General features: G+C 60.3%; 25 protein-coding genes. 21 read left to right on the plus strand and 4 right to left on the minus strand.

Annotated elements, in window-relative coordinates:
* Positions 1-235: 235 nt before the first annotated feature.
* The 3 genes from fldB (at position 236) to G5367_RS07340 (ending at position 3,697) form a co-directional block, all read left to right on the plus strand.
* Positions 236-754 carry a flavodoxin FldB gene (gene fldB / locus G5367_RS07330; RefSeq protein ID WP_139710032.1) on the plus strand — a complete coding sequence of 173 codons (519 nt, stop codon included), beginning with the start codon at positions 236-238 and terminating at the stop codon, positions 752-754.
* Between the two features lie 202 nt (positions 755-956).
* Positions 957-2,357: a TldD/PmbA family protein gene (locus G5367_RS07335; RefSeq protein WP_421244187.1), complete on the plus strand. Its 1,401-nt coding sequence runs from the start codon at positions 957-959 to the stop codon at positions 2,355-2,357.
* Positions 2,357-3,697, plus strand: coding sequence for a TldD/PmbA family protein (locus G5367_RS07340; RefSeq protein ID WP_421244186.1), 1,341 nt, complete (start codon positions 2,357-2,359; stop codon positions 3,695-3,697). The genes G5367_RS07335 and G5367_RS07340 overlap by 1 nt, the downstream gene beginning before the upstream one ends.
* 140 nt (positions 3,698-3,837) lie before the next feature.
* Here the strand turns inward: G5367_RS07340 and G5367_RS07345 are convergent, their stop codons facing one another.
* Positions 3,838-4,332: a zinc ribbon-containing protein gene (locus G5367_RS07345; RefSeq protein ID WP_005348075.1), complete on the minus strand. Its 495-nt coding sequence runs from the start codon at positions 4,330-4,332 to the stop codon at positions 3,838-3,840.
* A 145-nt stretch (positions 4,333-4,477) separates the two neighbouring features.
* Here G5367_RS07345 and leuS point away from each other — a divergent pair, with 145 nt between their 5' ends.
* From leuS to lipA, 15 genes are all read left to right on the plus strand, one after another.
* Entirely contained in the window at positions 4,478-7,054 is a 2,577-nt protein-coding gene (gene leuS, locus G5367_RS07350) for a leucine--tRNA ligase (protein WP_421244185.1), read from the plus strand.
* 98 nt (positions 7,055-7,152) lie between these two features.
* A complete protein-coding gene (lptE, locus tag G5367_RS07355) occupies positions 7,153-7,635 on the plus strand; it encodes an LPS assembly lipoprotein LptE (protein WP_005348079.1) in 483 nt (160 codons plus the stop codon).
* A 13-nt stretch (positions 7,636-7,648) separates the two neighbouring features.
* The gene (gene holA / locus G5367_RS07360) at positions 7,649-8,686 is read left to right on the plus strand and encodes a DNA polymerase III subunit delta (protein WP_216978175.1); all 1,038 of its coding nucleotides are present in this window, start codon (positions 7,649-7,651) and stop codon (positions 8,684-8,686) included.
* Positions 8,680-9,351: a nicotinate-nucleotide adenylyltransferase gene (gene nadD / locus G5367_RS07365; protein ID WP_421244184.1), complete on the plus strand. Its 672-nt coding sequence runs from the start codon at positions 8,680-8,682 to the stop codon at positions 9,349-9,351. Before holA ends, nadD begins: the two co-directional genes overlap by 7 nt.
* Before the next feature lie 100 nt (positions 9,352-9,451).
* Positions 9,452-9,793 (plus strand): ribosome silencing factor, encoded by a 342-nt coding sequence (gene rsfS / locus G5367_RS07370; RefSeq protein ID WP_005335165.1) that lies wholly within the window; start codon positions 9,452-9,454, stop codon positions 9,791-9,793.
* A gap of 19 nt (positions 9,794-9,812) precedes the next feature.
* Positions 9,813-10,280, plus strand: a complete 468-nt coding sequence (gene rlmH, locus G5367_RS07375) for a 23S rRNA (pseudouridine(1915)-N(3))-methyltransferase RlmH (RefSeq protein ID WP_076493650.1) — start codon at positions 9,813-9,815, stop codon at positions 10,278-10,280.
* A 49-nt stretch (positions 10,281-10,329) separates the two neighbouring features.
* Positions 10,330-12,252: a penicillin-binding protein 2 gene (gene mrdA, locus G5367_RS07380; protein ID WP_421235954.1), complete on the plus strand. Its 1,923-nt coding sequence runs from the start codon at positions 10,330-10,332 to the stop codon at positions 12,250-12,252.
* Positions 12,245-13,348, plus strand: coding sequence for a rod shape-determining protein RodA (rodA, locus tag G5367_RS07385; RefSeq protein WP_005335170.1), 1,104 nt, complete (start codon positions 12,245-12,247; stop codon positions 13,346-13,348). The genes mrdA and rodA overlap by 8 nt, the downstream gene beginning before the upstream one ends.
* Entirely contained in the window at positions 13,345-13,482 is a 138-nt protein-coding gene (locus tag G5367_RS07390; RefSeq protein ID WP_421244183.1) for a hypothetical protein, read from the plus strand. Before rodA ends, G5367_RS07390 begins: the two co-directional genes overlap by 4 nt.
* Positions 13,482-14,480, plus strand: coding sequence for a lytic murein transglycosylase B (gene mltB, locus G5367_RS07395; protein WP_216978170.1), 999 nt, complete (start codon positions 13,482-13,484; stop codon positions 14,478-14,480). Before G5367_RS07390 ends, mltB begins: the two co-directional genes overlap by 1 nt.
* Complete coding sequence (locus tag G5367_RS07400) at positions 14,422-15,405, plus strand: septal ring lytic transglycosylase RlpA family protein (protein WP_216978169.1); 984 nt, start codon at positions 14,422-14,424, stop codon at positions 15,403-15,405. Before mltB ends, G5367_RS07400 begins: the two co-directional genes overlap by 59 nt.
* A gap of 184 nt (positions 15,406-15,589) precedes the next feature.
* Positions 15,590-16,786, plus strand: a complete 1,197-nt coding sequence (locus G5367_RS07405; protein ID WP_216953014.1) for a D-alanyl-D-alanine carboxypeptidase family protein — start codon at positions 15,590-15,592, stop codon at positions 16,784-16,786.
* A 292-nt stretch (positions 16,787-17,078) separates the two neighbouring features.
* Complete coding sequence (ybeD, locus tag G5367_RS07410; RefSeq protein ID WP_005348100.1) at positions 17,079-17,342, plus strand: DUF493 family protein YbeD; 264 nt, start codon at positions 17,079-17,081, stop codon at positions 17,340-17,342.
* Positions 17,343-17,404: 62 nt separating this feature from the next.
* Complete coding sequence (gene lipB, locus G5367_RS07415; protein WP_204383938.1) at positions 17,405-18,082, plus strand: lipoyl(octanoyl) transferase LipB; 678 nt, start codon at positions 17,405-17,407, stop codon at positions 18,080-18,082.
* Positions 18,079-19,044, plus strand: coding sequence for a lipoyl synthase (gene lipA / locus G5367_RS07420; RefSeq protein WP_005335190.1), 966 nt, complete (start codon positions 18,079-18,081; stop codon positions 19,042-19,044). The genes lipB and lipA overlap by 4 nt, the downstream gene beginning before the upstream one ends.
* 104 nt (positions 19,045-19,148) lie before the next feature.
* On the opposite strand, the gene G5367_RS07425 is transcribed toward lipA, so the two are convergent.
* Together G5367_RS07425 and G5367_RS07430 are read right to left on the minus strand one after the other, a co-directional pair.
* Positions 19,149-19,712 (minus strand): NUDIX hydrolase, encoded by a 564-nt coding sequence (locus G5367_RS07425; protein WP_421244182.1) that lies wholly within the window; start codon positions 19,710-19,712, stop codon positions 19,149-19,151.
* Positions 19,713-19,719: 7 nt separating this feature from the next.
* Entirely contained in the window at positions 19,720-20,520 is an 801-nt protein-coding gene (locus G5367_RS07430; RefSeq protein WP_421244181.1) for a DUF2989 domain-containing protein, read from the minus strand.
* A gap of 211 nt (positions 20,521-20,731) precedes the next feature.
* Between G5367_RS07430 and G5367_RS07435 the strand changes: the two genes are divergently transcribed.
* On the plus strand, positions 20,732-22,165 hold the full coding sequence (locus G5367_RS07435; RefSeq protein ID WP_216978166.1) for a glyceraldehyde-3-phosphate dehydrogenase: 1,434 nt from the start codon (positions 20,732-20,734) through the stop codon (positions 22,163-22,165).
* Between the two features lie 62 nt (positions 22,166-22,227).
* Complete coding sequence (locus G5367_RS07440) at positions 22,228-22,521, plus strand: YeaC family protein (RefSeq protein WP_421244180.1); 294 nt, start codon at positions 22,228-22,230, stop codon at positions 22,519-22,521.
* Positions 22,522-22,770: 249 nt separating this feature from the next.
* Here the strand turns inward: G5367_RS07440 and ansA are convergent, their stop codons facing one another.
* Positions 22,771-23,826: an asparaginase gene (gene ansA, locus G5367_RS07445; protein ID WP_216980274.1), complete on the minus strand. Its 1,056-nt coding sequence runs from the start codon at positions 23,824-23,826 to the stop codon at positions 22,771-22,773.
* A gap of 402 nt (positions 23,827-24,228) precedes the next feature.
* Here ansA and gltS point away from each other — a divergent pair, with 402 nt between their 5' ends.
* Complete coding sequence (gltS, locus tag G5367_RS07450) at positions 24,229-25,428, plus strand: sodium/glutamate symporter (RefSeq protein ID WP_216978165.1); 1,200 nt, start codon at positions 24,229-24,231, stop codon at positions 25,426-25,428.
* The last annotated feature ends 196 nt before the right edge of the window (positions 25,429-25,624 follow it).

Below are 25,624 nucleotides of genomic sequence, written 5' to 3' on the forward strand. Positions count from 1 at the left end.
AGGGGATCGATGGCCCATTGTAACGCGCCAACTCCTTGGAAAGACAAGGCACTTTCATTGGAAAGATAAGGCTCGTTTGCCACGCCCTTGCCGGGCGGTGAAGGTCGAATGGCAATCTGCTAGACTGGCGCCCTCCCCTTACGTTACCCATCGTGTTGCCAACATGGCGCAGCCCACACGAGCATGCGAGAACGCGCCAAAAGCAAGCGAGAAAGCGCCAACAGAGAGAAGAGCGATGAAGATTGGTCTGTTTTACGGTTCCACCACCTGCTACACCGAGATGGCTGCCGAGAAGATCCGCGCCCTCATCGGCCCCGAGCTGGTGGATATTCACAATATCAAGGATGTCTCCCTGCGCCGGATGGAGGATTACGAGATCCTGATCCTCGGCATCTCCACCTGGGATTTTGGCGAACTGCAGGAGGACTGGGAGTCCCGCTGGGAAGATATCTCCGATCTCCACCTGGAGGGACGCATCGTTGCCCTGTTTGGCCTCGGCGATCAGCTCGGTTATGGCGAATGGTTCCAGGACGCCCTCGGTATGCTGCACGATCAGCTGGTGCCAAAAGGGGTCAAGCTGGTGGGCTACTGGCCCAACGAAGGGTACGAATTCGATGCCTCCAAGGCGCTGATCGACGATGGTCGTCACTTCGTCGGGCTGGCCCTCGATGATGCCAACCAATATGACCAGACCGATCCGCGCATCGAGCAGTGGGTCGAACAGATCCTGAGCGAAATCCACGCCCTGCTCTGATCTTTCCTACGTTTTGGCAAAACGACCCTGAGCGCCTGGCCCTGGCCGCCGGGCGCAGTTATCGCACCGATTTTCTCAATCGGTATCATCGCATGACGCTATAGCGACTTTTTTGTGCTGGTCTGCAACAATGGACTCGACATCCCATAACAATCAGAACCGGATGTCGGAAGCAAACGGACAGACCAGAAAAGGATATTCTATGACTCCATTCTCCCTGTTGGCCCCCGCCATTGCCCGTGACGTGCTCGATCACGCGCTGGCGCTGGGTGCCGATTTTGCCGAGCTGTTTGTCGAGCGAAAGCGCCGCAGCCAGCTCAGCCTGCTCTCCAGCCAGATAGAGAACATCAGCGGCGGCCTCGATTTCGGTATCGGCGTGCGCCTCTGTTACGGCCACAAGGTGCTCTACGGCTACACCAATCTGGCCAGCCGCGACGAACTGCTGCGCATCGTCACCCTGCTGGCGGCCAAAGACCGCCGCGACCCGGTGGTGACCGCCACCGCCTTCGATTTCACCCGCCTGACCGACCGCAACCCGGTCGCTCTGCCCCTGTCGGCAGACAAGCTGCTGGAGCAGAAGATCGCCTATCTGCACGCCATGGATGCGGTGGCCCGTGCCGAGAGCAGCAAGGTGAGCCAGTTCTCCGGCAACGTGCTGGGCTGGGAGCAGGAGGTGGAGATCTTCAACAGCGAAGGAGTGCAAGTGGCCGATCGCCGCCACTACAACCGCATCATGGCCCAGACCATCGCCATGGAAGGGAGCGAGCAGAGCGTCGGTTACGAGGCCCCCGGCGCCCTGATGGGCTGGGAGCATGCCGATCGCATCGATCCGCGCGAGCTGGCCCTCACCGCCACCCGTCAGGCACTGGTGAAACTGGGCGCGGCTCCCTGCCCGAGCGGCACCCTGCCGGTCATCATGGAGAACGGCTTTGGCGGCGTCATCTTCCACGAGGCGTGCGGCCACCTGCTGGAGACCACCTCGGTAGCCAAGAAGGCCTCTGTATTCCATGACAAGATGGGCCAGCTCATCGCCAATCCGGCAGTCAGCGCTGTGGATGAAGGCTTGCAGAGCAACGCCTGGGGCTCCATCAACGTCGATGACGAGGGGATGGCGACCCAGCACACCCAGCTCATCAAGGACGGCGTACTGACCGGTTTTCTGGTGGACAGAATGGGCGCCCTCAAGACGGGCTACGCCCGCACCGGCTCGGGTCGGCGCGAATCGTACAAGTACGCCCCCACCTCGCGTATGCGCAACACCTATATCGAACCGGGCAACCACAGCCTCGACGATATGCTGGCCACGGTGGAGCACGGCATCTACGCCAAGAAGATGGGGGGCGGCTCGGTACAGCCCGGCACCGGCGAGTTCAACTTCAATGTGCAGGAGGCATACCTCATCGAGCACGGCAAAATCACCAAGCCGCTCAAGTCGGCCACCCTTATCGGCACCGGCCCGCAGGTGCTGAAAGAGATCTCCATGGTGGGCAGCAATCTGGCACTGGCCGCCGGCATGTGCGGCTCGATCTCGGGCTCGGTTCCCACCTCGGTGGGCCAGCCGGCGCTGAAAGTGGACAATATTCTGGTGGGAGGGAACGCCTGATGAGCCAGCTCGACATGAACCAACTGCTCACCCGCCTGCTAGGCAAGGTGGCCGACCTCGGCGCCGAGGCAGACATCATCGCCAATCAGGAGAAGGCCTTCTCCCTCAAGGCAGACAAGGGCGAGCTGGGTGAATACAAGGTCACCAGCAGCCAGCAGCTCGGCATTCGCCTGATCAAAGAGGGTCGGGTCGGCATCGCCTACTCGGAATCCCTCGATGAGTCAGCGCTGGATGCCATGCTGCAAGATGCCCTCGATGCCAGTCGCTTTGCCAAGGTGGATGCGGATCAGCGCATCTCGGTGGCCAATAGCCGGATCACCACAGATTGCGCCGAGATCAACCAGCCCGATACCACGCCGGTTGAGGAGAAGATCGCCCTGGCCCTGCGCCTCGAATCTGACATGCTGGCCATGCCCGATGTGAGCGGCGCCCCCTACAACAGCTTCTTTGAAGGGGAGAGCCAGCTCTGGCTCGCCAACAGTCAGGGTACCCTCTGCCAGCACGGCGAGTTCAGCGTCGGCTGCTACACCTCGGCACTGGTCGAGCGGGATGGCCGCCAGTCGATGCACTCGCAGGGGCAGTATGGCCGTCGCTTTGACGAGCTGGATAGCCAGCGGCTCATCGAGCAGATCTACGCCATCGCCGATGGCCTGCTGCCCGGTGAAGCGGTGCCGAGTGGTCGCTACAGCGTCATCTTCAGCACCAACTGCTTCGCCAGCCTGTTTGGCTGCTTTCAGGGCGTGCTGTCGGGCAAGTGGGCCCAGCAGGGGATCAACCCCTGGCGCAGCAAGGTCGGCCAAAGCGTGGCGTCACGCTGGCTCACTCTGGAGAGCCGGGTCTACATGCCGGGAGGCATGAACATCAAGGCATTTGATGGCGAGGGGGCGGCCAGCTCGGATCTGCTGCTGATTGGCGAAGGGGAGCTGAAAACACTGCTCCACAACAGCGCCACCGCCCGCCACTTTGGCGTCGCCAGCAACGGCTCGGCCGCTCGTGGAGCACGCAGTGCCCTTGATGTGACCGCTCGCCATCTGGTGTTTGGCGCAGGCCCCCATAGCGAAGCGGAGGTGCAGAGCGGCGACTATCTGGAGCTGGTCAAGCTGGATGGCCTGCATTCGGGTGCCGATGCGGTGAGCGGCGACTTCTCCTTTGGCGCATCAGGATTCCTCTGCCGCGACGGGGTTCGCCTGCAGCCGGTACGCGGCATCACGGTGGCGGGCAACTTCTACCGCCTGCTGGGTGAGCTGGAGGCGGTCGGCGATATCTTGCACCACAACGATGGCAAGGGCTTCTACGCTCCGCTGATCCGTTTTGGTGGACTCTCCGTCGCGGGCAAGTAATCAAGCCCATCAATAGAGAGAGGCGCCTGAGGGCGCCTCTCTTATTGGCAAGCTGGGTATGGATACCTCTGGCCAAATGGACGATTACGCTTCGCTAATCGTCCCTACAGGTCGGTACATGAAAATGATAATACGTCGATTCAGGGCGAAAGCGGCTCGCGATGATACTCGGCGCAGCCGCATTCGGGGCAGGTATCGAGCTGCTCGGGATGAAGCACCGTATGGCGCCAACCACACTGGTCGCACACCATAACTCCGAGCCCCACCCAGTCGCCCGCCTCATAGACACCTTTGTGCTCCAGCTCGTCGGCCAGCTCCCGCCACTCCACCTGGGCGCGGTCGGTCACATCCGCCAGCCAGGACCAGGCGGTGTCTTTCAGGGCCAGCATAAAGGCAGACTCTTCCACCTGCGCACTATCGTCATGGCGCCCCTCGTCATAGTTGCCCAGATCCCGCTTCACGTACTCGGCGATGAGCGCCAGTTCGTCCTGAGTCAGGTCACTGGCAGCCTCCAGATAGGCCTGCACCTTGGCAATCATCCGGTTGAGGCGCTCCCCCTGGAACTCTTCAGTCTCTTGCCACTGTTTTTGCAACTCAGCAATGAAGGCTTCGTACCCTTTTTGACGTTTGTCCATGGCTCTAACTCCTCTACTAAACCCTGATCTGGCCCGGCTTAAGGCCCAAGGGACGCTGGCGGTTGTTGCCGCCGCAGGATATGGGTATTCTATTGCGATTTCCCAGCTGATTTATCTATTCATTTCACAGATCCGGATGTCACCAATGCAAGAGCAATACGTTCCCCAATCAATCGAACCAGCAGTGCAAAAGCACTGGGATGCCAAGAAAACCTTCAAGGCCGTGGAGAAGGTAGACAAGGAGAAGTTCTACTGCCTGTCCATGTTCCCCTATCCGTCTGGTCGACTACACATGGGGCACGTTCGTAACTACACCATAGGTGATGTGATCTCCCGTTATCAACGCCTCAATGGCAAGAACGTGCTGCAACCCATAGGTTGGGATGCATTCGGTCTGCCGGCCGAGAACGCCGCGATCAAAAACAATACCGCACCGGCGCCCTGGACCTACGAAAACATCGAATACATGAAGAACCAGCTGAAGATGCTGGGTCTGGGTTATGACTGGGATCGTGAAGTCGCCACCTGCAAGCCGGATTACTACCGCTGGGAGCAGTGGTTCTTCACCAAGCTCTACGAGAAGGGTCTGGTCTACAAGAAGACCTCCTCCGTCAACTGGTGCCCGAACGACATGACCGTCCTGGCCAACGAGCAGGTGGTCGACAACTGCTGCTGGCGCTGTGACACCCCGGTGGAGCAGAAAGAGATCCCCCAGTGGTTCATCAAGATCACCGACTACGCCGAAGAGCTGCTCAACGACATCGACAATCTGGAAGGCTGGCCAGAGATGGTCAAGACCATGCAGCGCAACTGGATTGGCCGTTCCGAAGGGGTCAACATCAGCTTCAATATCGAGGGTCAGGCTGAGCAGCTGGAGGTCTACACCACCCGTCCGGACACCTTCATGGGCGTGACTTATGTCGGTATCGCTGCCGGTCACCCGCTGGCGCTGCAAGCAGCCCAGAACAATCCGGAGCTGGCCGCCTTTATCGAAGAGTGCAAGAACACCAAGGTAGCCGAAGCAGAACTGGCCACCATGGAGAAGAAGGGCATGGCCACCGGCCTCTATGCCATTCACCCACTGGATGGCCGCAAGGTGCCGGTCTGGGTCGCCAACTTCGTGCTGATGAACTACGGCACCGGCGCCGTCATGGCAGTACCAGCCCACGATCAGCGTGACTTCGAATTCGCCACCAAATATGGCCTCGACATCAAGGCGGTGATCAAGCCAGTTGATGGCGACGTCGACGTGAGCGAAGCCGCTTATACCGAGAAGGGCGTGCTGTTCAACTCCGGCGAGTTTGACGGTCTCGACTTCCAGGGCGCCTTCGATGCCATCGCCAGCAAGCTGGAAGGGCTCGGCAAGGGCAAGCGCACCGTCAACTACCGTCTGCGTGACTGGGGTGTCTCCCGTCAGCGTTACTGGGGCGCCCCCATCCCGATGCTGACCCTGGCTGACGGTACCGTAGTGCCGACACCGGAAGATCAGCTGCCGGTACTGTTGCCGGAAGATGTAGTGATGGATGGTATCCAGAGCCCGATCAAGGCCGACGCCGAGTGGGCCAAGACCACTTACAACGGTCAGGAAGCGTTCCGCGAGACCGATACCTTCGACACCTTTATGGAGTCCTCCTGGTACTACGCGCGCTACTGCTCCCCGGACTACGACAAGGGCATGCTGGATCCGGCTGCTGCCAACCACTGGCTGCCGGTGGATCAGTACATCGGCGGTATCGAACACGCCTGTATGCACCTGCTCTACGCCCGCTTCTTCCACAAGCTGCTGCGTGACGCGGGTCTGGTCAACAGCGACGAGCCGTTCAAGCGCCTGCTCTGCCAGGGCATGGTGCTGGCTGACGCCTTCTACTACAAAGACGAGAAGGGCGGCAACGTCTGGGTCAGCCCGACCGACGTCAAGGTAGAGCGTGACGAGAAGGGTCGCATCACCAAGGCCATCGACAACGAAGGCCGTGAGGTAATGCACTCCGGTATGACCAAGATGTCCAAGTCCAAGAACAACGGCATCGACCCGCAGCTGATGGTCGAGCGTTACGGCGCCGATACCGTCCGTCTGTTCATGATGTTCGCCTCTCCGGCCGAGATGACCCTGGAGTGGTCCGACTCCGGCGTAGAGGGAGCCCAGCGCTTCCTGCGTCGCCTGTGGCGCGTCACCTTCGAACACGTCTCCGGTGGCACCGTTGCCGCACTGGATGTAGCGGCTCTCACCAACGAGCAGAAAGCGGTACGCCGTGAACTGCACAAGACCATCGCCAAGGTAAGCGATGACGTGGGTCGCCGTCAGACCTTCAACACCGCCATCGCCGCCATCATGGAACTGATGAACAATCTCTCCAAGCTGGGCAACGACGAGCAGGACCGCGCCCTGATGCAGGAAGCGCTGGAAGCTGTGGTAGTCATGCTCTACCCCATCACTCCGCACATCGGCTTCGAGCTGTGGAAGATGCTGGGCAAGGGCGACGACATCGATCACGCAGCCTGGCCGGTGGCCGATGAAGCGGCCATGGTCGAGACCGAGAAGCTGGTGGTGGTACAGATCAACGGCAAGATGCGCGGCAAGCTGACCGTGCCGGCCGAGATCAGCCAGGCCGACGTCGAGAAGCTGGCAATGGCCGATGCCTCCGTACAGAAGTTCACCGACGGGCTGACCGTGCGCAAGGTGATCTATGTACCTGGCAAGCTGCTCAACATTGTCGCTAACTAATTGGCTGCCAGCTGATCATTGTCAATCTGTGACAGCAAACGGATGATAACGGCGGGCCCTGCGCCCGCCGCTTTCCCTTAATGCAAAGAGGATTTTCTATGGGCACCATCTTCACCCGCTGGATGGCCATCGTGCTGGCGGGTCTGCTGATGCAAGGCTGCGGCTTTCACATGCGCGGCACCGGCATCCCGGCCGAGCTGATGACCATGAAGGTCGTGGGCGACAACAAGAGCGACTTCTACCGGCTGGTGACCACCCGCCTGAAGGCCTCTGGCGTAACCCTGGCTGACAAGGAGGGCATTCCCGTGCTCACTCTGGGCATCATTCGCAGCTCCAGCCAGGTCGCCTCGGTCAACGCGCTGGGGACGGACACCGAATATGTGCTGGGCTTCACGACCCAGTTCACCATCTCGGCCCCGGGCAAGCCGACCCAGGTCTTCCCCATCAACTTCAACCGCAGCTTCCTCAACAAGCCGGATGCAGCTCTCGCCTCCTCTCGTGAACAGGAGCAGCTCAATCGCGAGATGCAGGAGCAGGCGGCCAATCAGGTGATCCGGCAGTTGAGCCAGGTCAGCTTCTGATGCGAGTATTTTGATGAGAGTCTACCCGGAACAATTTGGTGACCACCTCAAAGCAGGGCTTCGGCCCTGCTATCTCGTTTTTGGCGACGAGCCTCTGTTACGGCTGGAAGCCATCGACGCCATCCGTCAGATCGCCCGCAAACAGGGATTCGATGAGCGCCACACCTTTGTGGTCGAAGCCGGTCTGGACTGGAATCAGGTCTATGACGCCTGTCAGGCCATGAGCCTCTTCTCAGCCCGCCAGATCATCGAGCTGGAGCTGCCCGCCAAGGTCGACAAGGATCTGGCCGCCCGTATCAGCGAAATCGGCAAGCAGCTCCATCCAGACCTGCTGCTGGTGCTGAGCGGCGGTCGCCTCAACCAGACCCAGATGAAGGCAGCCTGGTTCGATAAGCTCTACCAGATTGGCACCTATGTGCCGGTCAACCATCCGGAACCCAAATTCTTCCCGCGCTGGATGAGCGCCCGTTTTGCGCGTTTTGGCCTCAAGGCGCTGCCGGATGCCATCAACTTCATGTGCCACTCCTACGAGGGCAACCTGCTGGCGGCGAGTCAGGAGATCGAGAAGCTGACCCTGCTCTCGCCGCCACAGCCCATCAGCGTTACCTATCTGCAGGAAACCATCATCCGTCACGCCCACTTCACCCCGTTCCAGCTGGTCGATACCCTGCTGGAGGGGAAGGTGAACCGGGCCCAGCGGATCCTGGCCGCCCTGCGGGCAGAAGGCACCGAGCCGGGGATGCTGGCATGGACCCTCTGCCGCGAGCTGGAGCAGCTGACAGAACTGTCGCTGGCGATGCGCAACGGCCAGCCGCTGGGGGAGCACTTCAGCCGCTTGCGCATCTGGCAAAGCCGCCAGCAACTCATTCAACAGGCGCTGACTCGCCTCCCCTTCGCCAAGCTGCAGCAACTGTGGCTGCTGATGGCCCAGCTGGATGACGCCCAGCGCCGCTTTGATACCGAGCAAGCCTGGCTGATGCTGCAGACCATCGCCCTTGGCTTTCGTGATGGCACCCCACTGCCGCTGGTCATGGAGAGCAGCCCATGCTGAAGCGTTCTGGCAGCTCGCTGCAGGCACCTGTCGGCTTGCTTGGCGGTACCTTCGACCCCGTTCATATCGGCCATCTGCGCCCCGCCATCGAGGCCCGCGATGCCATTGGTCTGGCCGAAGTGCGGCTGATCCCGAACCATATCCCGCCCCACCGCGCCAACCCGTTCTGCTCCAGCGAACAGCGCCTCGCCATGGTCAAACTGGCGGCGGCGGAGAACCACCACTTTGTGGTGGATGAGCGGGAGCTGCGACGGGACAAGCCCTCTTACACCATCGATACCCTGATCGAGCTGCGTCAGGAGCTGCCCGATACGCCGCTATGTTTTCTGATGGGGATGGATTCCCTGCTGAGCCTGCCAGGCTGGCACCGCTGGCAGGAGCTGCTCGACTATGCCCATCTGGTGGTGAGCACCCGCCCCGGCTGGCAACCCGATTATCCGGCCGAGGTGGCGCAGCTGCTAGCCAGTCATCAGGTCAAAGAGGTCGAAGCCCTGCGTCGGCAACGGGCTGGCTATATCTGGCTGGCCAGCAACCAGCCCATTGAATTGTCTGCCACCTGGCTGCGCCAACTGCTGGCGGCGGGAGAAGATCCCCGCTACCTCTTGCCCGAGCCGGTTGCGCACTATATTGATCAACAGGGGCTCTACCGCGCCATTTGCCGGTAAGACTTCCCGGCGGCTCCGTTCCGATAGGAAACGGGAGTGACCATGATATAATCCGCCGCCCTGACGCAAACGCTGCGCGCCGGAATACAGGAGAGACTCATTGCAAGGCCAAGAATTGCATGCCTTTATCATCGACAAGATCGATGACATGAAAGGCCGCGACATCATCACCCTCGATGTACGCGGCAAATCCAGCATTACTGACACCATGATCATCTGTTCCGGCAACTCCAGTCGTCACGTCAGCGCCATTGCCCACCATCTGGCCAGCGAGGCCCGCCACGCGGGTCTGGATCTACTGAGCGTGGAAGGGCAACTGAGCGGTGAATGGGTGCTGGTAGATATGGGCTCGGTGATCGTGCATGTGATGCAGGATGAACACCGTGACTTCTACCAACTGGAAAAGCTGTGGAGCGGTGCCGCTCAAATGAATACGCAATAAGAGCACAAGTGTAACGACCATGAAGATCCAGTTGATTGCGGTGGGCACCAAGATGCCCGCCTGGGTAGAGCATGGCTTCGAAGAGTATCGTCGCCGCTTCCCCAAAGATATGCCGTTCGAGCTGGTGGAGATTGGCGCCGGCAAACGGGGCAAAAATGCCGATATTCCCCGCATTCTGCAAAAAGAGGGGGAGGCCATGCTGACGGCAGCGGGGCGCTCGCGCATCGTCACTCTCGATATTCCGGGCAAGCCCTGGACCACGGAGCAGTTGGCTACCCAGCTGGAGGCGTGGAAACTCGATGGCCGCGATGTCGCGCTGCTGGTAGGCGGGCCGGAAGGCTTGTCCCCCGAGTGCAAGGCTGCAGCCGAACAGAGCTGGTCACTGTCACCGCTCACCCTGCCCCATCCGCTGGTGCGGGTGCTGGTGGCAGAGAGCCTCTACCGTGCCTGGAGCATAACGACCAATCACCCTTATCACAGAGAGTGAACCATGCCGCTCCTGCTGTTATTGCCCCCCACAAACCCGAGGTAAAGGCATGCTGAAACAACGCATCGAGATGCGCGATCACAGTGCCGAGGGCAATCTGTTCTTCCGGCGCACCCTGGTAGCCTACATCGGCATCGTCGTGCTGATGCTGGTGCTGCTGGGCAATCTCTATTATCTGCAGGTCGAGTCCTACGACACCTACCAGACGCGTTCCAACTCCAACCGCATCCGGGTAGTGCCGGTGGCGCCACCCCGGGGTCTCATCTACGACACCAACGGCGTGCTGCTGGCGGAGAACCGCCCTGTCTACAGTCTGGAAATCGTCCCGGAAGAGACCAGGGATCTTGAAAAAACTGCCGACCAGCTGATCGCCCTGCTGGGGCTGCCGGAAGGCACCAAAGAGAAGTTTCTGACCGAAGTAAAACGCCAGCGTCGCTTCAAGCCGGTCCCTCTCTACGAAAAGCTGACCGAATATCAGGTGGCGCTCTTCTCGGTCAACCAGCACAACTATCCGGGTGCCAGCATCGAGGCCTACCTCAAGCGCTACTACCCGTTTGGCGACACCCTGACCCATGCGCTGGGTTATGTGGCCAAGATCAATACCCGCGACGTGGAACGTCTCGAAAAAGAGGACAAACTCGCCAACTATGCCGCCACCAAGGATATCGGCAAGCAGGGGGTGGAGAAGTATTACGAGGATGAGCTGCACGGGGTGGCGGGTTATCAGGAGGTCGAGGTCAACAACCGCGGCCGGATTGTCCGCACCCTCAAGTTCCAGCCTCCGGTTCCGGGCAAGGATATCTACCTCAATATCGACGTCCGGATGCAGCTCAAGGCCCAGCAACTGCTGGCTGGCCAGCGCGGTGCCATCGTGATGATGGACCCGAAAACCGGCGCCATCCTGGCCCTGGAGTCGAGCCCCAGCTACGACCCCAACCTGTTCGTGACAGGCATATCCAGCGCCAACTACTCGGCACTGCTCAACGATCCGGCACGGCCGCTGGTGAACCGTACCACTCAGGGGATCTATGCCCCCGCCTCCACCGTCAAACCCATGATGTCCATCATGGGTCTCAACGAGGGGGCCATCACCCCGGGCTACCGCTATTTCGGCGGCCCGAGCTTCTCCATTCCCGGTACCACCAAGAAGTTTCGCGACTGGCGCCGCTGGGGTCATGGCTGGCTCGATGTCTATCGCGCCATCGAGGTCTCGGCAGATACCTACTTCTACGATCTCGCCTATCGGGTCGGCATCGACAAGATCCACAGCTACATGACCAAGTTTGGCTTCGGTCAGTACACCGGGGTCGATCTCTATGAAGAGACCAAGGGCGTCATGCCGTCCCGTGACTGGAAGATGGCCCGCTGGCGCCAGCCCTGGTATCAGGGTGACACCATCTCTGTCGGTATCGGTCAGGGCTACTGGAGCGCGACACCGCTCCAGCTGGCCAAGGCGATCAGTATCCTGACCCAAAACGGCCACGACGTCACCCCGCACCTGCTCAAGAGCACCGCTTCCCAGGCGGGGGTGGTCGATGCCCCTATCAACCCCAATATCGCCCTCAAGCTCAAGAACGACAGCTTCTGGAAAGTGGCGCAGGATGGGATGTGGCGAGTCAACCATGGCAGTGAAGGCAGTGGCCGTCACTCGTTTGCCAAGGCGCCTTACTCCTCAGGCGGTAAATCGGGCACAGCCCAGGTAGTCGGTTTGAAGGAAAATCAGGTTTACAACATCAAGACTGTCAAGGCGGAGCATCGCGATAACGCTTTGTTCGTTGCTTATGCCCCCTTCGAGGCACCCAAAGCGGTGGTAGCTCTGGTACTGGAAAACTCCATCGGAGGTGGCGGTGGTCGAGCTGCATCGCCCATTGCACGCCAGATGCTGGATGCCTATCTGCTGCCCCCTGATCCGCAACTGCCACCGGCACCGGAAAAGCCGTCCCAACCGAGTGAGGTCGCTCCCAATGAGTAATTCTGCCCGCCAGCAGAGCATCTGGTACAAGCTGCATATCGACTTGCCCCTGCTGCTCGGTCTGCTGGCCGTGATGACCCTCTCCATGGTGGTGCTCTACTCCGCCTCCGGTCAGGATATGGACTCCATCGTGCGCCAGCTGGTGCGCGGCGGCCTCGCCTTTGCCCTGATGATCGGCCTGGCCCAGCTGCCCCCCTCCCTCTACGCCCGCTGGTCGGTGCCGCTGTTCGCCGTGGTGGTGCTGATGCTGATTGCTGTGGACGTGTTCGGCCACATCGGCAAGGGGGCCCAGCGCTGGCTCGATCTGGGCTTTATGAAGTTCCAGCCCTCCGAGGTGATGAAGCTCTCCATGCCGATCATGGTGGCTGCTTGGCTCAGTCGCCACTCGCTGCCACCCAAGTTCAGCCATGTGGTGATCGCCCTCATCATGGTGCTGCTGCCCACCCTGCTGATCGCCGCCCAGCCTGACCTTGGCACCTCCATTCTGGTGGCCGCCTCCGGCTTCTTCGTCATCTTCCTGGCGGGGCTCAGCTGGTGGCTGATCGGCTTGGCGGTCCTGCTGATGCTGGCCTTTATGCCGGTGCTCTGGTTCTTCCTGATGCACGACTACCAGCGCCAGCGGGTGCTGATGCTGCTCGACCCGGAGAAAGACCCGCTCGGCCGAGGCTACCACATCATCCAGTCCAAGATTGCTATCGGCTCCGGCGGCGTCTTTGGCAAGGGGTGGCTGCAAGGGACCCAGTCCCAGCTGGAGTTCCTGCCCGAGCGCCATACCGACTTCATCTTCGCAGTATTCAGCGAGGAGTTCGGTCTGGTAGGGGTTGCCCTGCTGCTGGTGCTCTACCTCTACGTCATCAGCCGCTGCCTGTTTATCTCGATGCAGGCCCAGAACAGCTTCGAGCGACTGCTGGGCGGCGCCATCACCCTCACCTTCTTCGTCTATGTGTTCGTCAACATGGGCATGGTGAGTGGCATCCTGCCGGTGGTGGGGGTTCCCCTGCCGCTGGTGAGCTATGGCGGCACCTCCATGGTGACCCTGATGGCCGGCTTTGGCATACTGATGTCCATCCAGACTCATAGAAGGCTGCTGGCATGATGAGATGGATCTATTTGCCGGCGGTGGGTGTTCCCCTGCTGCTGAAGATCGATGGCTGCACCTCCATGGTGACCTTGATGGCCGGATTCGGTATCCTGATGTCAATTCAGACTCATAGAGGGCTGCTTGCCTGATGAAACGGGTTGGATTGTTGCTCTCTCTCGCCGCCTCGATGGCAACCGCTGCCGTGGCGCCGGATCGCTTGGCCCTGCTCGCCGAACAGCAGCAAGTGCCGCTGGCGGAGCTGCAGGCTGCCGTCGCCCGCGCTCAGTTACGGCAGGAGGTGCTCGACACCATCAGCAAGCCGTGGGAGGCCAAACCCTGGCATCGCTACCGGCCGCTGTTTGTTACCCCGGATCGCATCCGTGACGGCCAGCAGTTCTGGCAGCAACATGCCGAGACGCTGGCCCGCGCGGAACAGCTCTATCGGGTGCCGGCCTCGCTCATCGTGGCCATCATAGGGATCGAGACCTTCTACGGTCGCCAGATGGGCCGTCATCCGGTGCTCGATAGCCTCTACACCCTGGGGTTCCACTACCCGGAGCGCAGCGACTTCTTTGCCAAGGAGTTTGCCCAGCTGGTGTTGCTGGCAAGGGAAGAGGGGTGGTCGCTGGAGCACCTCAAGGGCTCCTATGCTGGCGCCATGGGGATGGGGCAGTTCATGCCCTCCAGCTACCGCCACTACGCCGTCGATTTTGACGGGGATGGCAAGCGGGATCTGTTTGCCAACCCGGTCGATGCCATCGGCAGCGTGGCCAACTATTTAGCCAGCCACCAGTGGCGCTGGGGCGAATCCGTGGTGGAACCTGCCCAGATCGGGCTGATGGCGGTCGAACCTTTGCTGAGATCTGAGCCCGAGCTCACACAACAGTGGTCAGAACTGGCGGCGGCAGGGATTGAGCTCGCCACGCCGCTGGCCCCGCAGACGCCGGTCAAGTTGCTGGCGCTTGCCCAAGCCGATGGACCGGAATACTGGGTCGCACGGCATAACTTTTACGTGATCACCCGCTACAATCGCAGCCCACTCTACGCGATGGCGGTGTATCAACTTAGCCAAGCCATTCAGGAAGCGTATGCATCTTCGTCACAAACTCCTCCCGCTCAGTCTGAGCTTGTTGCTGGCCGCCTGTAGCAGCCAGCCGGAACAGAGCGCCCCTGTCGAGCCGCCTGCACCGGTCAGCAAGCCACCCGTTATCGAGATCCCGCAAGCCACCGGCGCCATCCCACGCCCGGAGCCCCTGAGCGCGAGCGGCAACCGGGACTACTGGATTGGCAAACAGAAAAACGAGGTGTGGCGCGATATCAAGCACTATAGCGAAGAGGGCTCCGCCAGCTGGCTGTCACCGGATCTGGATGGCCAGAAGACCGCCAACGGCGATGTGCTGGACAGCAAGCTGTTCAGCGCCGCCCATCGCAACCTGCCCATCCCGAGCTATGTGCGGGTCACCAATCTGGACAACGGGCTGGAGACCATAGTGCGGGTCAACGATCGCGGCCCTTTCAACAGCCCTCACCTGATCGACCTCTCCTATGCGGCAGCCAAGCAGCTGGAGATGGTCGATAGCGGCACAGCTCGCGTTCGACTGGAGCTGATCAACGACACCCCGGACCAGATGGTGATCATGGAACCGATGAAGCCCATCGAGATGACCCCGACCACCCCGCCAGCAACGGCATCCAACACAGTGGCGCAAGATGGCTTCCTGGGTGAACCGACCGCACTGGCGATGGCCACTCCCGCTGCTGCCCCTGCTCCCGTCAAGGCGCCAGCGGCCAAGCCTGCCAAAGCGGCACCTGTCAAGCAGGCTCCGGCCAAGGCTGCAGCGCCCGCCAGCAGCGGTGATGGCAAGATGATCCAGGTACTGGCCAGCGGCTCCCGGGATCGGGCCGAGGCGATGGGCAAGGTGATGACCCAGCGCCATGGTGTGCCCTACCGGATTGAAGCCCATGGCGCCATCTTCCGGGTCTTGATCGGCCCGGTGGAGGCGGATAAACAAGCCGCACTGCTGGAAAAAGTACGGCAAGGGGGACTGGAACAGGCCTTTATCGTGCCCTGATCCCTCCTCTGACAGCGGCGGTGACCAATCTCCTGGCCCCGCCATCACGTCGCTTTATGGCGTGATGGCAGGGATTGATGGATAAAAAACCAGTCATGATCGCCATGTCGGACTATAACCTGCGGGCGCATCTGGTATAGTTAGGCCCGCATTTTATCCCCATCTGGCTCGCAGGAATTTCAAGATGTCCAAATTTGCCCGTTCAGTTCTTCTGGCCTCACTGATCAGCGTAACCGCTCAGGCCAATACGCCGGTGCCGACACCCACGCCGAACGCCAACCCAGTGGTGGTTCCCGCCGCGCCGGAGATCTCCGCCAAGGCCCATATCCTGATCGACTACTACTCCGGTCAGGTGCTGGCCGAGCAGAACGCCGACGAGCGTCTGCCCCCTGCCAGCCTGACCAAGATGATGACCTCCTACATCGTTGGCGACGAGCTGCACAAGGGGAACATCAAGGGCACCGACATGGTGACCATCAGCCAGAACGCCTGGTCCAAGAACTACTCAGACTCCTCCAAGATGTTTATCGAGGTGGGCAAGCAGGTCTCTGTCGATGACCTGAACAAGGGCATCATCATCCAGTCCGGCAACGATGCCTGCGTCGCCATGGCCGAACATCTGGCCGGCAGTACCGACTCCTTCGCCAGCCTGATGAATGCCTGGGCCGCCAAGCTCGGCATGAAGGACACCCAGTTCAAGAACCCCCACGGTCTGGATGAAGAGGGTCACTACAGTACAGCCCGTGATATGGCCCGCCTGGGTCAGGCACTGATCCATGATCAGCCGGAGGAGTACAAGATCTACTCCCAGAAATCCTTCGTCTTCAACGGTATCACCCAGCACAACCGCAACCGCCTGCTGTGGGATCAATCCCTGCAAGTGGATGGCATCAAGACCGGCCACGTCAGCCAGGTCGGCTATAACCTGGTCTCCTCTGCCACCAACAACGAAGGCATGCGCCTGATCGCCGTGGTACTGGGCGCCAGCAGCGAAGCCTCCCGCGCCGCCGAGAGCAAGAAACTGCTCACCTACGGCTTCCGCTTCTTCCAGAGCCTGACTCCATACAAGGCAGGCACCGAGCTGGTCACCCAGAAGATCTGGATGGGCGACAAGTCTGAAGTGAAACTGGGCGTCGACAAAGATGTCTCCGTGCTGGTCACTCGCGGTCAGGGCAACAACCTCAAGGCAGACTTCCAGCTCGACAGCGAGCTGAAAGCCCCGTTGGCCAAGGGTCAGCGCGTTGGTACCGTGTTCCTGAAGCAGGGTGACAAAGAGATCAAGCAGGTACCACTGGTCGCCCTGGAAGAGGTGCAAGAAGGTGGCTTGATGAGCCGTCTGTGGGACTACCTGGTACTGCTGGTCACCAGCTGGTTCAAGTAATCCGACGCACAATCCTCACCGAACAGCGGCGCCAACAGGCGCCGCTGCTGTCTGCGCCGGGCAAAGGCAGTGAATAACCCTGTAAACTGCAGGTTCCGCCTTACCCTGATTTGTGGTAAAAAGCAGCACTTCCATCCTTGTCTGACCGCTCCCGGCCTTGATCCCGGAGTGTACGGCGCCCATATAGGGTTTAGCCGCACCCATGCAGACTTGAAATGGCGGCCTCCACGGGCCATCGGCCACTAGCCATCCAAGATGAAGTCATCATGCTGATGACGAAAAAGGTGAGTAAATGAATACCAAGTTTGATGAACTGCTGGAGTTTCCCTGCAAATTCCCGTTCAAGGTACTCGGCATCGCGGATCCTGCGTTGCCGGATATGGTGGTTGAAGTGCTGCAGCAGCACGCCCCCGGCACCTACAGCCCGACCGTCCAGCCCAGCTCCAAGGGCAACTATCACTCGGTTCGCGTGACCGTGACTGCCCAGAGCAAAGAGCACATCGAAGCGATGTACACTGCGCTGGGCAAGATCGAGCTGGTGAAATACGTACTGTAATTTCTCTCTCGCCCCGTTCTGCGGGGCGACTGTTTTTGGCCGCAGCACGCCACGAGGACACCATGTCATCCCAGATCCCCGCTCAGCACAGCCTGATAGTCAGGCAGCTGGGTCGCCGCCCCTACCAGCCGGTATGGGACGCCATGAAAGCCTTCACCGACAACCGCACCAGCGACACCCCGGACGAGTTCTGGGTGGTCGAACATGACCCCGTCTACACCCAGGGCCAGGCCGGCAAGGCCGAACACCTGCTCAATCCGGGCAATATCCCGGTGGTGCAGAGCGATCGCGGCGGTCAGGTGACCTATCACGGCCCGGGCCAGCTGGTGCTCTACGTACTGGTGGATGTGCGCCGCTGCAAATTCTCGGTGCGCGAGCTGGTGACCGCGCTGGAGACAGCCATCATAAACACCCTCGCCAAAAGCGATATCCAGGCTTATGCCAAGGCCGATGCTCCCGGGGTCTATGTGAAAAATGACCTTGGCATGGAGGCAAAACTGGCCTCGCTGGGTCTGCGCATCCGCAAGGGGTGCTCGTTCCACGGGCTGGCCCTCAATATCAACATGGACATGACCCCTTTCCTGCACATCAATCCGTGCGGCTATGCGGGCATGGCCATGACCCAGACCAGCGCCCTGGGCGGCCCGCAAAGCGTGGCCGAGGCGCAATCCATTCTGGTGGCCGAACTGGCCCGCCTGATTGGCTATCAAACAATAACAAACACCGAGAGTGAATCATGAGCAAACCCGTTCGTATGGAGCCGGGCGTCAAGCTGCGCGATGGCGACAAGATGGCCCTGATCCCGGTGAAATTCATGCCGGATCCCAACGAAGAACTCCTTCGCAAGCCGGACTGGATGCGGATCAAGCTGCCCCCCTCCAGCCAGAAGATCGAACACATCAAGAGCACCTTGCGCAAGAACAAGCTGCACTCGGTGTGTGAAGAGGCCTCCTGCCCCAACCTGGCGGAGTGTTTCAACCACGGCACCGCCACCTTCATGATCATGGGCGCCATCTGCACCCGTCGCTGCCCCTTCTGCGACGTGGCCCACGGCCGCCCGCTGGCGCTCGATCCGGAAGAGCCGAAGAAGCTGGCGCTGACCATCAAGGAGATGAACCTCAAGTATGTGGTGATCACCTCGGTGGACCGCGACGATCTGCGCGACGGCGGTGCCCAGCACTTCGCCGACTGCATCCGCGAGATCCGCGAGCACAGCCCGCAGACCCGCATCGAGATCCTGACTCCGGATTTCCGTGGCCGGATGGAGCAGGCGCTGGAGGTGTTCCGCGAGACCCCGCCAGACGTCTTCAACCACAACCTGGAAACCGCGCCGCGCATGTATCGCGTCGCCCGCCCGGGCGCCGACTACAAGTGGTCGCTGGAGCTGCTGCGCCGCATCAAGGAGATGCACCCTCACGTGCCGACCAAGTCCGGCCTGATGATGGGCCTTGGCGAGACCAACGAAGAGATCGTCGAGGTGCTCAAGGATCTGCGCGCCCACGGCGTCAACATGCTGACCTTGGGTCAGTATCTGCAGCCGAGCCGCCACCACCTGCCGGTCAAGCGCTACGTGCCGCCAGCAGAGTTTGACGAGCTGAAAGATGTCGCCATGGAGCTGGGCTTTACCCACGCCGCCTGCGGTCCTTTCGTGCGCTCCTCCTATCACGCGGATCTGCAAGCCAAGGGCGAAGAGGTCAAGTAACCTCGCACGATAGAGCGGCCAGTAACCGCCACCCTCGCAATGAAAAAGAGCGCCTATTGGCGCTCTTTTTGTTGGTATCACTGACCGTCGCGGCTTGATCTACTTCAGTAGCCGTGGTCGAAGATCCCCTGTTGATGCCAGCGTTGCAGCTGGGCCAGCACCCGGGTCTCTCGCGCCGTCCACTGGGGACAGGGCCCCGCCAGCTGGGTCTTGTTGGTCTGCAGCGCTTCGTCGAGGCCAAACCAGCCGGGCACGAAGCCAAGGCGGATCTCGTAGGGCTGTGGCTGTGGCTCCACCAGTTGATCACCAATCCGGCACAAGTAGTAGAGCGAGCGGATGCAGTAGGCATCGAACCCCGGCTCGCGGGCGGCGCGGTATTCCCGGGTCTCGCCAAGCAGGGTCCCTACTTCCAGCAACTCGGCACCGCACTCCTCCTTCAGCTCGCGGGCCAGCGCCACATGGTGGTTTTCCCCCGCTTCAACGCCGCCGCCAGGAAACATCAGATCACCGTTGACCCGGGAGTGGACCAGCAGCAACTCGTCGCCACGGAGTACTACGGCACGTACCGTAAGGCGTTCCAGGGTATGGCCATCGGTGATCACCTCGCCATGGACAAACGAGAGGGAAAAAGGTGCGGGCCAGCAGCTGGCCGGGGAGAACATCGTCATCACTGCCTCAGGGCCGGTAGTTGCCATGCTTGAGCTGCTCGACAATTTCGGCAGCCCGCACATCGTAGCCATCCTGATCTGTTTTGCTCAGGGTGTGATAAATACCAAAACGCCTGGCAGAGACCTCTGGCGCATCCTGAAAAGACTCACTCACCTTGCCCCACAGATAGGCCAGCCCGTACTGCTTCTGGCCCATATAGAGGGTGCTGAGGGAGGTGAGCAGGCGGCTGTTTATCTTGTCACCTTCCCGATAGAGGGAGAGACCGTGATGCATGATGGAAATAGCTTTCTCGGGGTCGCTCTTGGCGTAGGCTCCGCCAAGGGCCAGCTGAAGTTCCGGTTCGTCGAGCACCTTGTTACCTTCCAGCGCCATAAACTGCTGACGGGCCAGCTCGTTGGTGTTGTTGGTCCAGTGCCAGAGCAGCAAGTAGGGATCCTGCGAGTTGCGGGTGGCCACATCGAGCTGGGCCAGCTGTTCGCCAGCCGCCAGCATCCCCTCCACCCGTGGGCTCTTCTGCTCACGGGCATTCTTATACTCGATGTTGGTAGAGCGCTCGGCACACTTAAGATAGCGCTCAAGGTTGCGCATCAGCTCGTACTTGCGCCGATCCGTTCCCTCCTCCTTGAGATAGAAGCGGCTGCGGATCACATCGGTACGCTCGTAGCGACACCAGCCATCGTCCACCAGATCCTGACAGAGCTCGGCATGGTTGCTGCAGATATTGTGGATCCGATCGTCATTGCAGCCAGCTACGGCAAGGCCGACTGAAAGCATGATGAAGGTCTGTCGCAGGGGGAAATTGGCCATGATTCACATCTTGTTGGTAACGCGGGTTGGTAACAACTGAAGCCTCTGTCGGCCACCACCGGCTAGCAAACCGGTTACATATCCATTACAATGCGCGCGCCATATAAGGCCGCGATTGCAGAATAATATAACGAAATATAGACCCCTACACTGATCTGCATTCGACGAATTTTCTATTTACACCAACAACGTGAAATAAAGGATCTGGTCAATGACCCACGAGCACTACTTGCAAGCGTGGCAGGAGAGCCAGGAGCTCGCCGAAGCCATGCAACCCTTGATTGGTCGCCTCTACCGACAACAAGGGGTCGAGATCACCCTCTACGGCCGCCCGCTGCAAAACGCCTCCACCATCGATATCCTAAAGGCCCACCGGGTCGTCCGCCGCCACCAGGGCGCTCCCCTTCCAATCCAGCAAAGCTTCCCCCTGCTTCAGGCCATCGTTGCCCTCAAACCCACCGCTGCCGAGGTAGACCTTGGCAAGCTGGCAGTCGGCTACTGGCAGGATCATCAGGATGAGGCGGGGATCGAGGACTATCTGCAAGCGCGACTGGCACCTGCCCTTGGCCGCAGCCAGATGCCGCAGCCGACCGACGTGGTGCTCTACGGCTTTGGCCGTATCGGTCGCCTGCTGGCCCGCCTGCTGATCGAGCGTACCGGCGCCGCCAATCCGCTGCGCCTGCGCGCCATCGTGGTGCGTGGCGGTCGCGACGGGGATCTGGAGAAACGTGCCAGCCTGCTGCGCCGCGACTCGGTGCACGGTCCCTTCAACGGCTCCATCGAGGTGGATGTGGAGCGCAGCGCCATCATCGCCAACGGCACCTTCATTCAGGTGATCTACGCCAATAGCCCGGCCGACATCGACTACACCGCCTACGGCATTCACGATGCGCTGATCGTCGACAACACCGGCGTCTGGCGTGACGAAGCAGGCCTCTCCGAGCACCTGAAAGCGCGCGGTGCCGGCAAGGTGCTGCTGACAGCTCCCGGCAAGGGGGAGATGAAAAACGTGGTGTTCGGGGTCAACCATGAGGTGATAGGCCCGGGTGACAGGATCATCTCCTCCGCCTCCTGCACCACCAACGCTATCACCCCGGTGCTCAAGGTGATGCAGGACAAGTACGGCATCCGCCACGGCCACGTGGAGACGGTCCACTCCTACACCAACGATCAGAACCTCATCGACAACTACCACAAAGGCGAGCGCCGCGGTCGCAGCGCGGCCCTCAATATGGTGATGACCAGCACCGGCGCCGCCAAGGCGGTGGCCAAGGCGCTGCCCGAACTCAAGGGCAAGCTGACCGGCAACGCCATCCGGGTACCGACTCCCAACGTGTCGCTGGCCATCATCAATCTGTCGCTGGAGCAAGCCACCGATCGGGAGAGCCTCAACGCTTATCTGCAGCAGATGGCGCTAAGCTCGGCCCTCCATCGCCAGATCGACTTCAGTGCCAGCACCGAGCTGGTCTCCTCCGACATGGTGGGTTCCCGTTATGCGGGCATCGTCGACTCCCAGGCGACCATCGCCGAGGGGGATCACTGCGTGCTCTACGTATGGTATGACAACGAGTTCGGGTACAGTTGTCAGGTAGTGCGGGTGATGGAACAGATGGCTGGCGTAGTCCGCCAGGATCTGCCTGCATAGCCCGTCAGGATCTGCCCGTCAGATCCCGCAGCTTATAGCTCAATAGTTCAAGGAGAGGCCGGATGTCGTTTCAACAGGGTGAGTTTTTGCAAGCAATCAGGCAGATGCCACAAGAGGTGTACGAGCGGCTCAAAACCGCAGTCGAGCTGGGCAAGTGGCCCGATGGCAAGCCCCTCACCGACGAGCAGAAGGCCACCTCCCTGCAAGCCGTGATAGCCTGGCAGGCGATGCATCTCGACAATCCGGAGCACATGAATATCGGTCGTGATGGCGAGATCGTGATGAAGAGCAAGAGCGAGCTCAAGCGTCAGTATCGCGATGAGGAAGAGATAGTGCGGGTCGACCTTAACCATTGAACCTGACCCGGTAGGCCGCTCGCAGCGGCCACAACAGAGAGGGGAGCCATAATGGCTCCCCTCTTTTTCCACTCTCCCCATGGTGGGGAGGTCAGAAGCTGTTCACGACCTGTAGCGAGAAGACGTCAGCAAGGTGAAGAGCAGCGCAGGAAGCGGAGCGTATAGATATACGTGAGCCTCTGGTTCACAAACACGCGAGCAGCACATGAGCCTTGATCGCGGCTTCGCAGTAAGATCGTGGACAGTTTCTCAGGGAGTCAGCTCCCCACGCAGGGACTGCTGCATCAACTCGCGAATGCGGTGGGAAGGCAAGTTCTGGCTCAGCAGGAAGTGCAGCTTGGTGAGCGCCGCTTCGGCGGTCATATCAAAGCCCGAGATAACCCCGGCCCGCGACAGGGCGTTGCCGGTAGCATACCCCCCCATATTGACCTTGCCGTGCAGGCACTGGCTCAAGTTGACGATGATGACGCCGCGGGCCGAGGCCTCGGAGAGCAGTGCCAGCATGGCCGGATTCTGCGGCGCATTGCCCACTCCGAACGACAGCAGGATCAGCGCCTTCACCGGCTGTTGCAGGATATTGGCGATCACCTCGCTGGAGATCCCCGGATAGAGGGTCACCACACCAATGGGCTGAGGGGTGATGTCGTGCAGTACCAGCGGCCGCTCGGACGGCACACCCAGTTCGCCCGCCTCCAGCGAGATGGCGATCCCGGCATTGAGCAGCGGCGGATAGTTGGGGGAGTCGAAGGCGTGGAAGCCGTCGGCGTGCACCTTCTTGCTGCGGTTGCCGCGATAGAGCTGGTTGTTAAAGAACAGCGTCACCTCGTGGATCGGGTAGTTGGCCGCAATATAGAGGGCGTTGAGCAGGTTCTGCTGACCGTCGGATCGCAGCTCGGCGAGCGGGATCTGGGAGCCGGTAATGATGACCGGTTTGTGCAGATCTTCGAGCATGAAGGAGAGCGCCGAGGCGGTGAACGACATGGTGTCGGTGCCGTGCAGGATCACAAAGCCATCGTACTTGTCGTAGTTGTCGCGAATATCTTCAGCGATACGCTGCCAGTCCGCCGGGGTCATGTCGGAAGAGTCAATGAGGGGCGCATATTCGTGGATATGGTAATCCGGCATCTCGGGGCGGTGGAACTCGGGCATCCGCGCCAGACAGTCTTCCATAAAGCCAGCCATCGGCACGTAGCCGTGCTCGGAACGCTGCATCCCAATGGTGCCGCCTGTGTAGGCGATATAGATGGACTTCTTCTTCACACCCTCTCCTCTTGATGAAGTGAACACCGCCGGCACAGGAGCCATATCGGGGTGAACCACAATGTCAACACCCGCCAGCTCCTCTGCGCGCAGCGGAAACCGGCGAATTATAGAGACTGACACCCTAAATGACAGCCGTTCCCTACCCTCTTTTTGGCTTTTTCACTCACTACCACTATGGTATTAAATTTCACAATAAGGCACCCAGGCGAACATTAATACGACAAAGTTGGCACCAAACGACGTTTTTTGCTACTATTCGCCCGATTTTTCGTAAATATCATCTGGATGCCTGAATATTTCAGGCCCGCACTGGCCCTATTTTCATGGGGCGGGGAGCACTCTCCCCTTCTTAAAGTTGGCCTATAAGCCACACTGTTTTTATCCCGGCTGAATCTGTGAGTCTTCACCAACAGAAGGCACAGCCAATCAACATGGGAGTACTGAATGATACAACTTGATTCCTACGCAACACTGGTCGCTGCCACTCTGGTATTACTGCTTGGCCGAGTGCTAGTCACTCGTGTCGGGCTGCTGCGAACCTTCAACATCCCTAAACCGGTTGCCGGTGGTCTGGTGGTCGCGCTGGTGCTACTGCTGCTACGCTCCACCCTGCAGATGGAGCTGCAATTCGATACCAGCCTGCAGACACCGCTGATGCTGGCGTTTTTTGCCTCCATTGGTCTCTCTGCCGATCTCGCCAGCCTCAAGCGCGGCGGCAAAGCGGTACTCACCTTTCTGCTGGTAGTTACCGGTCTGCTGCTGGTACAGAACAGCCTGGGCGTGGGTCTGGCGACTCTGCTTGGCCTGGATCCCCACATGGGGCTGCTGGCCGGTTCCATCACCCTCTCCGGCGGTCACGGTACCGGGGCGGCCTGGGGCGCCACCTTCACCGAGAAGTACGGTGTGCAATCCGCCGCCGAACTGGCCATCGCCTGTGCCACCTTCGGCCTGGTACTGGGGGGGTTGATCGGCGGCCCGGTGGCCCGCTATCTGGTGAAAAAGGTGCAGGTGCCCGGTGAGGAGCACAACCGGGATGGCGCACCTCAAGGCTTCGAGATGCCGGACATGGAGCGGCCCCTCACCACCTTCAGCGTCATCGAGACGCTGGCGCTGATTGCCATCAGTCTCAAGGGAGGCGAGATACTCTCCGCCTACCTGAAAGGTGGCGCTTTCGAACTACCAGTGTTCGTCTGCGTGCTGTTCGTCGGCGTACTGCTGCGCAATGTGCTGACCCTGCTGAACTGGCACGAGGTGAGCGACCGCGAGGTCTCCCTGCTCGGCAACGTCAGCCTGTCACTATTCCTCGCCATGGCCTTGATGAGTCTGCGATTGTGGGATCTGGCCAACCTGGCGCTCCCCATCTTTATCCTGCTGGCCGCCCAGACCGTAGCGATGGCACTCTACGCCATCTTCGTTACGTTCAGGGTGATGGGCAGCAACTATGATGCGGCCGTACTGGCAGCGGGCCACTGCGGCTTCGGTCTGGGAGCAACCCCGACAGCCATTGCCAATATGCAGGCCATCACCCAGCGCTTTGGTCCCTCCCATCTGGCGTTTCTGGTGGTGCCCATGGTGGGCGCCTTCTTTATCGACATCATTAACGCCATGGTGATCAAGCTATTCCTGGCACTGCCCTTCTTGTAATTCCCTGTAGTCAGACGTAAATACAAATGCGCCCACCAATCGGTGGGCGCTTTTTGTTTACTGGACTCGTCATCTTGTTTACTGGCTAAGTCTTCCGTCTGTGGCCTCTTTGCTGGGCAATGGCACCACACAGGCATGAAGGTACCAACCAAACCAACCAAACCAACCAAACCAACCAAACCAACCAAACCAACCA

Origin of the sequence: Aeromonas sp. 604282 (assembly GCF_049170575.1) — a bacterium.
Classification (GTDB): Bacteria; Pseudomonadota; Gammaproteobacteria; order Enterobacterales; family Aeromonadaceae; genus Aeromonas; species Aeromonas veronii_A.

What these genes read in the sequence shown, in the direction of transcription:
- fldB (WP_139710032.1), top strand. Translation starts at nt 236, where the DNA reads ATGAAGATTGGTCTGTTTTACGGTTCCACCACCTGCTACACCGAGATG.
- G5367_RS07335 (WP_421244187.1), top strand. Translation starts at nt 957, where the DNA reads ATGACTCCATTCTCCCTGTTGGCCCCCGCCATTGCCCGTGACGTGCTC.
- G5367_RS07340 (WP_421244186.1), top strand. Translation starts at nt 2,357, where the DNA reads ATGAGCCAGCTCGACATGAACCAACTGCTCACCCGCCTGCTAGGCAAG.
- G5367_RS07345 (WP_005348075.1), bottom strand. Translation starts at nt 4,332, where the DNA reads ATGGACAAACGTCAAAAAGGGTACGAAGCCTTCATTGCTGAGTTGCAA.
- leuS (WP_421244185.1), top strand. Translation starts at nt 4,478, where the DNA reads ATGCAAGAGCAATACGTTCCCCAATCAATCGAACCAGCAGTGCAAAAG.
- lptE (WP_005348079.1), top strand. Translation starts at nt 7,153, where the DNA reads ATGGGCACCATCTTCACCCGCTGGATGGCCATCGTGCTGGCGGGTCTG.
- holA (WP_216978175.1), top strand. Translation starts at nt 7,649, where the DNA reads ATGAGAGTCTACCCGGAACAATTTGGTGACCACCTCAAAGCAGGGCTT.
- nadD (WP_421244184.1), top strand. Translation starts at nt 8,680, where the DNA reads ATGCTGAAGCGTTCTGGCAGCTCGCTGCAGGCACCTGTCGGCTTGCTT.
- rlmH (WP_076493650.1), top strand. Translation starts at nt 9,813, where the DNA reads ATGAAGATCCAGTTGATTGCGGTGGGCACCAAGATGCCCGCCTGGGTA.
- mrdA (WP_421235954.1), top strand. Translation starts at nt 10,330, where the DNA reads ATGCTGAAACAACGCATCGAGATGCGCGATCACAGTGCCGAGGGCAAT.
- rodA (WP_005335170.1), top strand. Translation starts at nt 12,245, where the DNA reads ATGAGTAATTCTGCCCGCCAGCAGAGCATCTGGTACAAGCTGCATATC.
- G5367_RS07390 (WP_421244183.1), top strand. Translation starts at nt 13,345, where the DNA reads ATGATGAGATGGATCTATTTGCCGGCGGTGGGTGTTCCCCTGCTGCTG.
- mltB (WP_216978170.1), top strand. Translation starts at nt 13,482, where the DNA reads ATGAAACGGGTTGGATTGTTGCTCTCTCTCGCCGCCTCGATGGCAACC.
- G5367_RS07400 (WP_216978169.1), top strand. Translation starts at nt 14,422, where the DNA reads ATGCATCTTCGTCACAAACTCCTCCCGCTCAGTCTGAGCTTGTTGCTG.
- G5367_RS07405 (WP_216953014.1), top strand. Translation starts at nt 15,590, where the DNA reads ATGTCCAAATTTGCCCGTTCAGTTCTTCTGGCCTCACTGATCAGCGTA.
- ybeD (WP_005348100.1), top strand. Translation starts at nt 17,079, where the DNA reads ATGAATACCAAGTTTGATGAACTGCTGGAGTTTCCCTGCAAATTCCCG.
- lipB (WP_204383938.1), top strand. Translation starts at nt 17,405, where the DNA reads ATGTCATCCCAGATCCCCGCTCAGCACAGCCTGATAGTCAGGCAGCTG.
- lipA (WP_005335190.1), top strand. Translation starts at nt 18,079, where the DNA reads ATGAGCAAACCCGTTCGTATGGAGCCGGGCGTCAAGCTGCGCGATGGC.
- G5367_RS07425 (WP_421244182.1), bottom strand. Translation starts at nt 19,712, where the DNA reads ATGACGATGTTCTCCCCGGCCAGCTGCTGGCCCGCACCTTTTTCCCTC.
- G5367_RS07430 (WP_421244181.1), bottom strand. Translation starts at nt 20,520, where the DNA reads ATGGCCAATTTCCCCCTGCGACAGACCTTCATCATGCTTTCAGTCGGC.
- G5367_RS07435 (WP_216978166.1), top strand. Translation starts at nt 20,732, where the DNA reads ATGACCCACGAGCACTACTTGCAAGCGTGGCAGGAGAGCCAGGAGCTC.
- G5367_RS07440 (WP_421244180.1), top strand. Translation starts at nt 22,228, where the DNA reads ATGTCGTTTCAACAGGGTGAGTTTTTGCAAGCAATCAGGCAGATGCCA.
- ansA (WP_216980274.1), bottom strand. Translation starts at nt 23,826, where the DNA reads ATGGCTCCTGTGCCGGCGGTGTTCACTTCATCAAGAGGAGAGGGTGTG.
- gltS (WP_216978165.1), top strand. Translation starts at nt 24,229, where the DNA reads ATGATACAACTTGATTCCTACGCAACACTGGTCGCTGCCACTCTGGTA.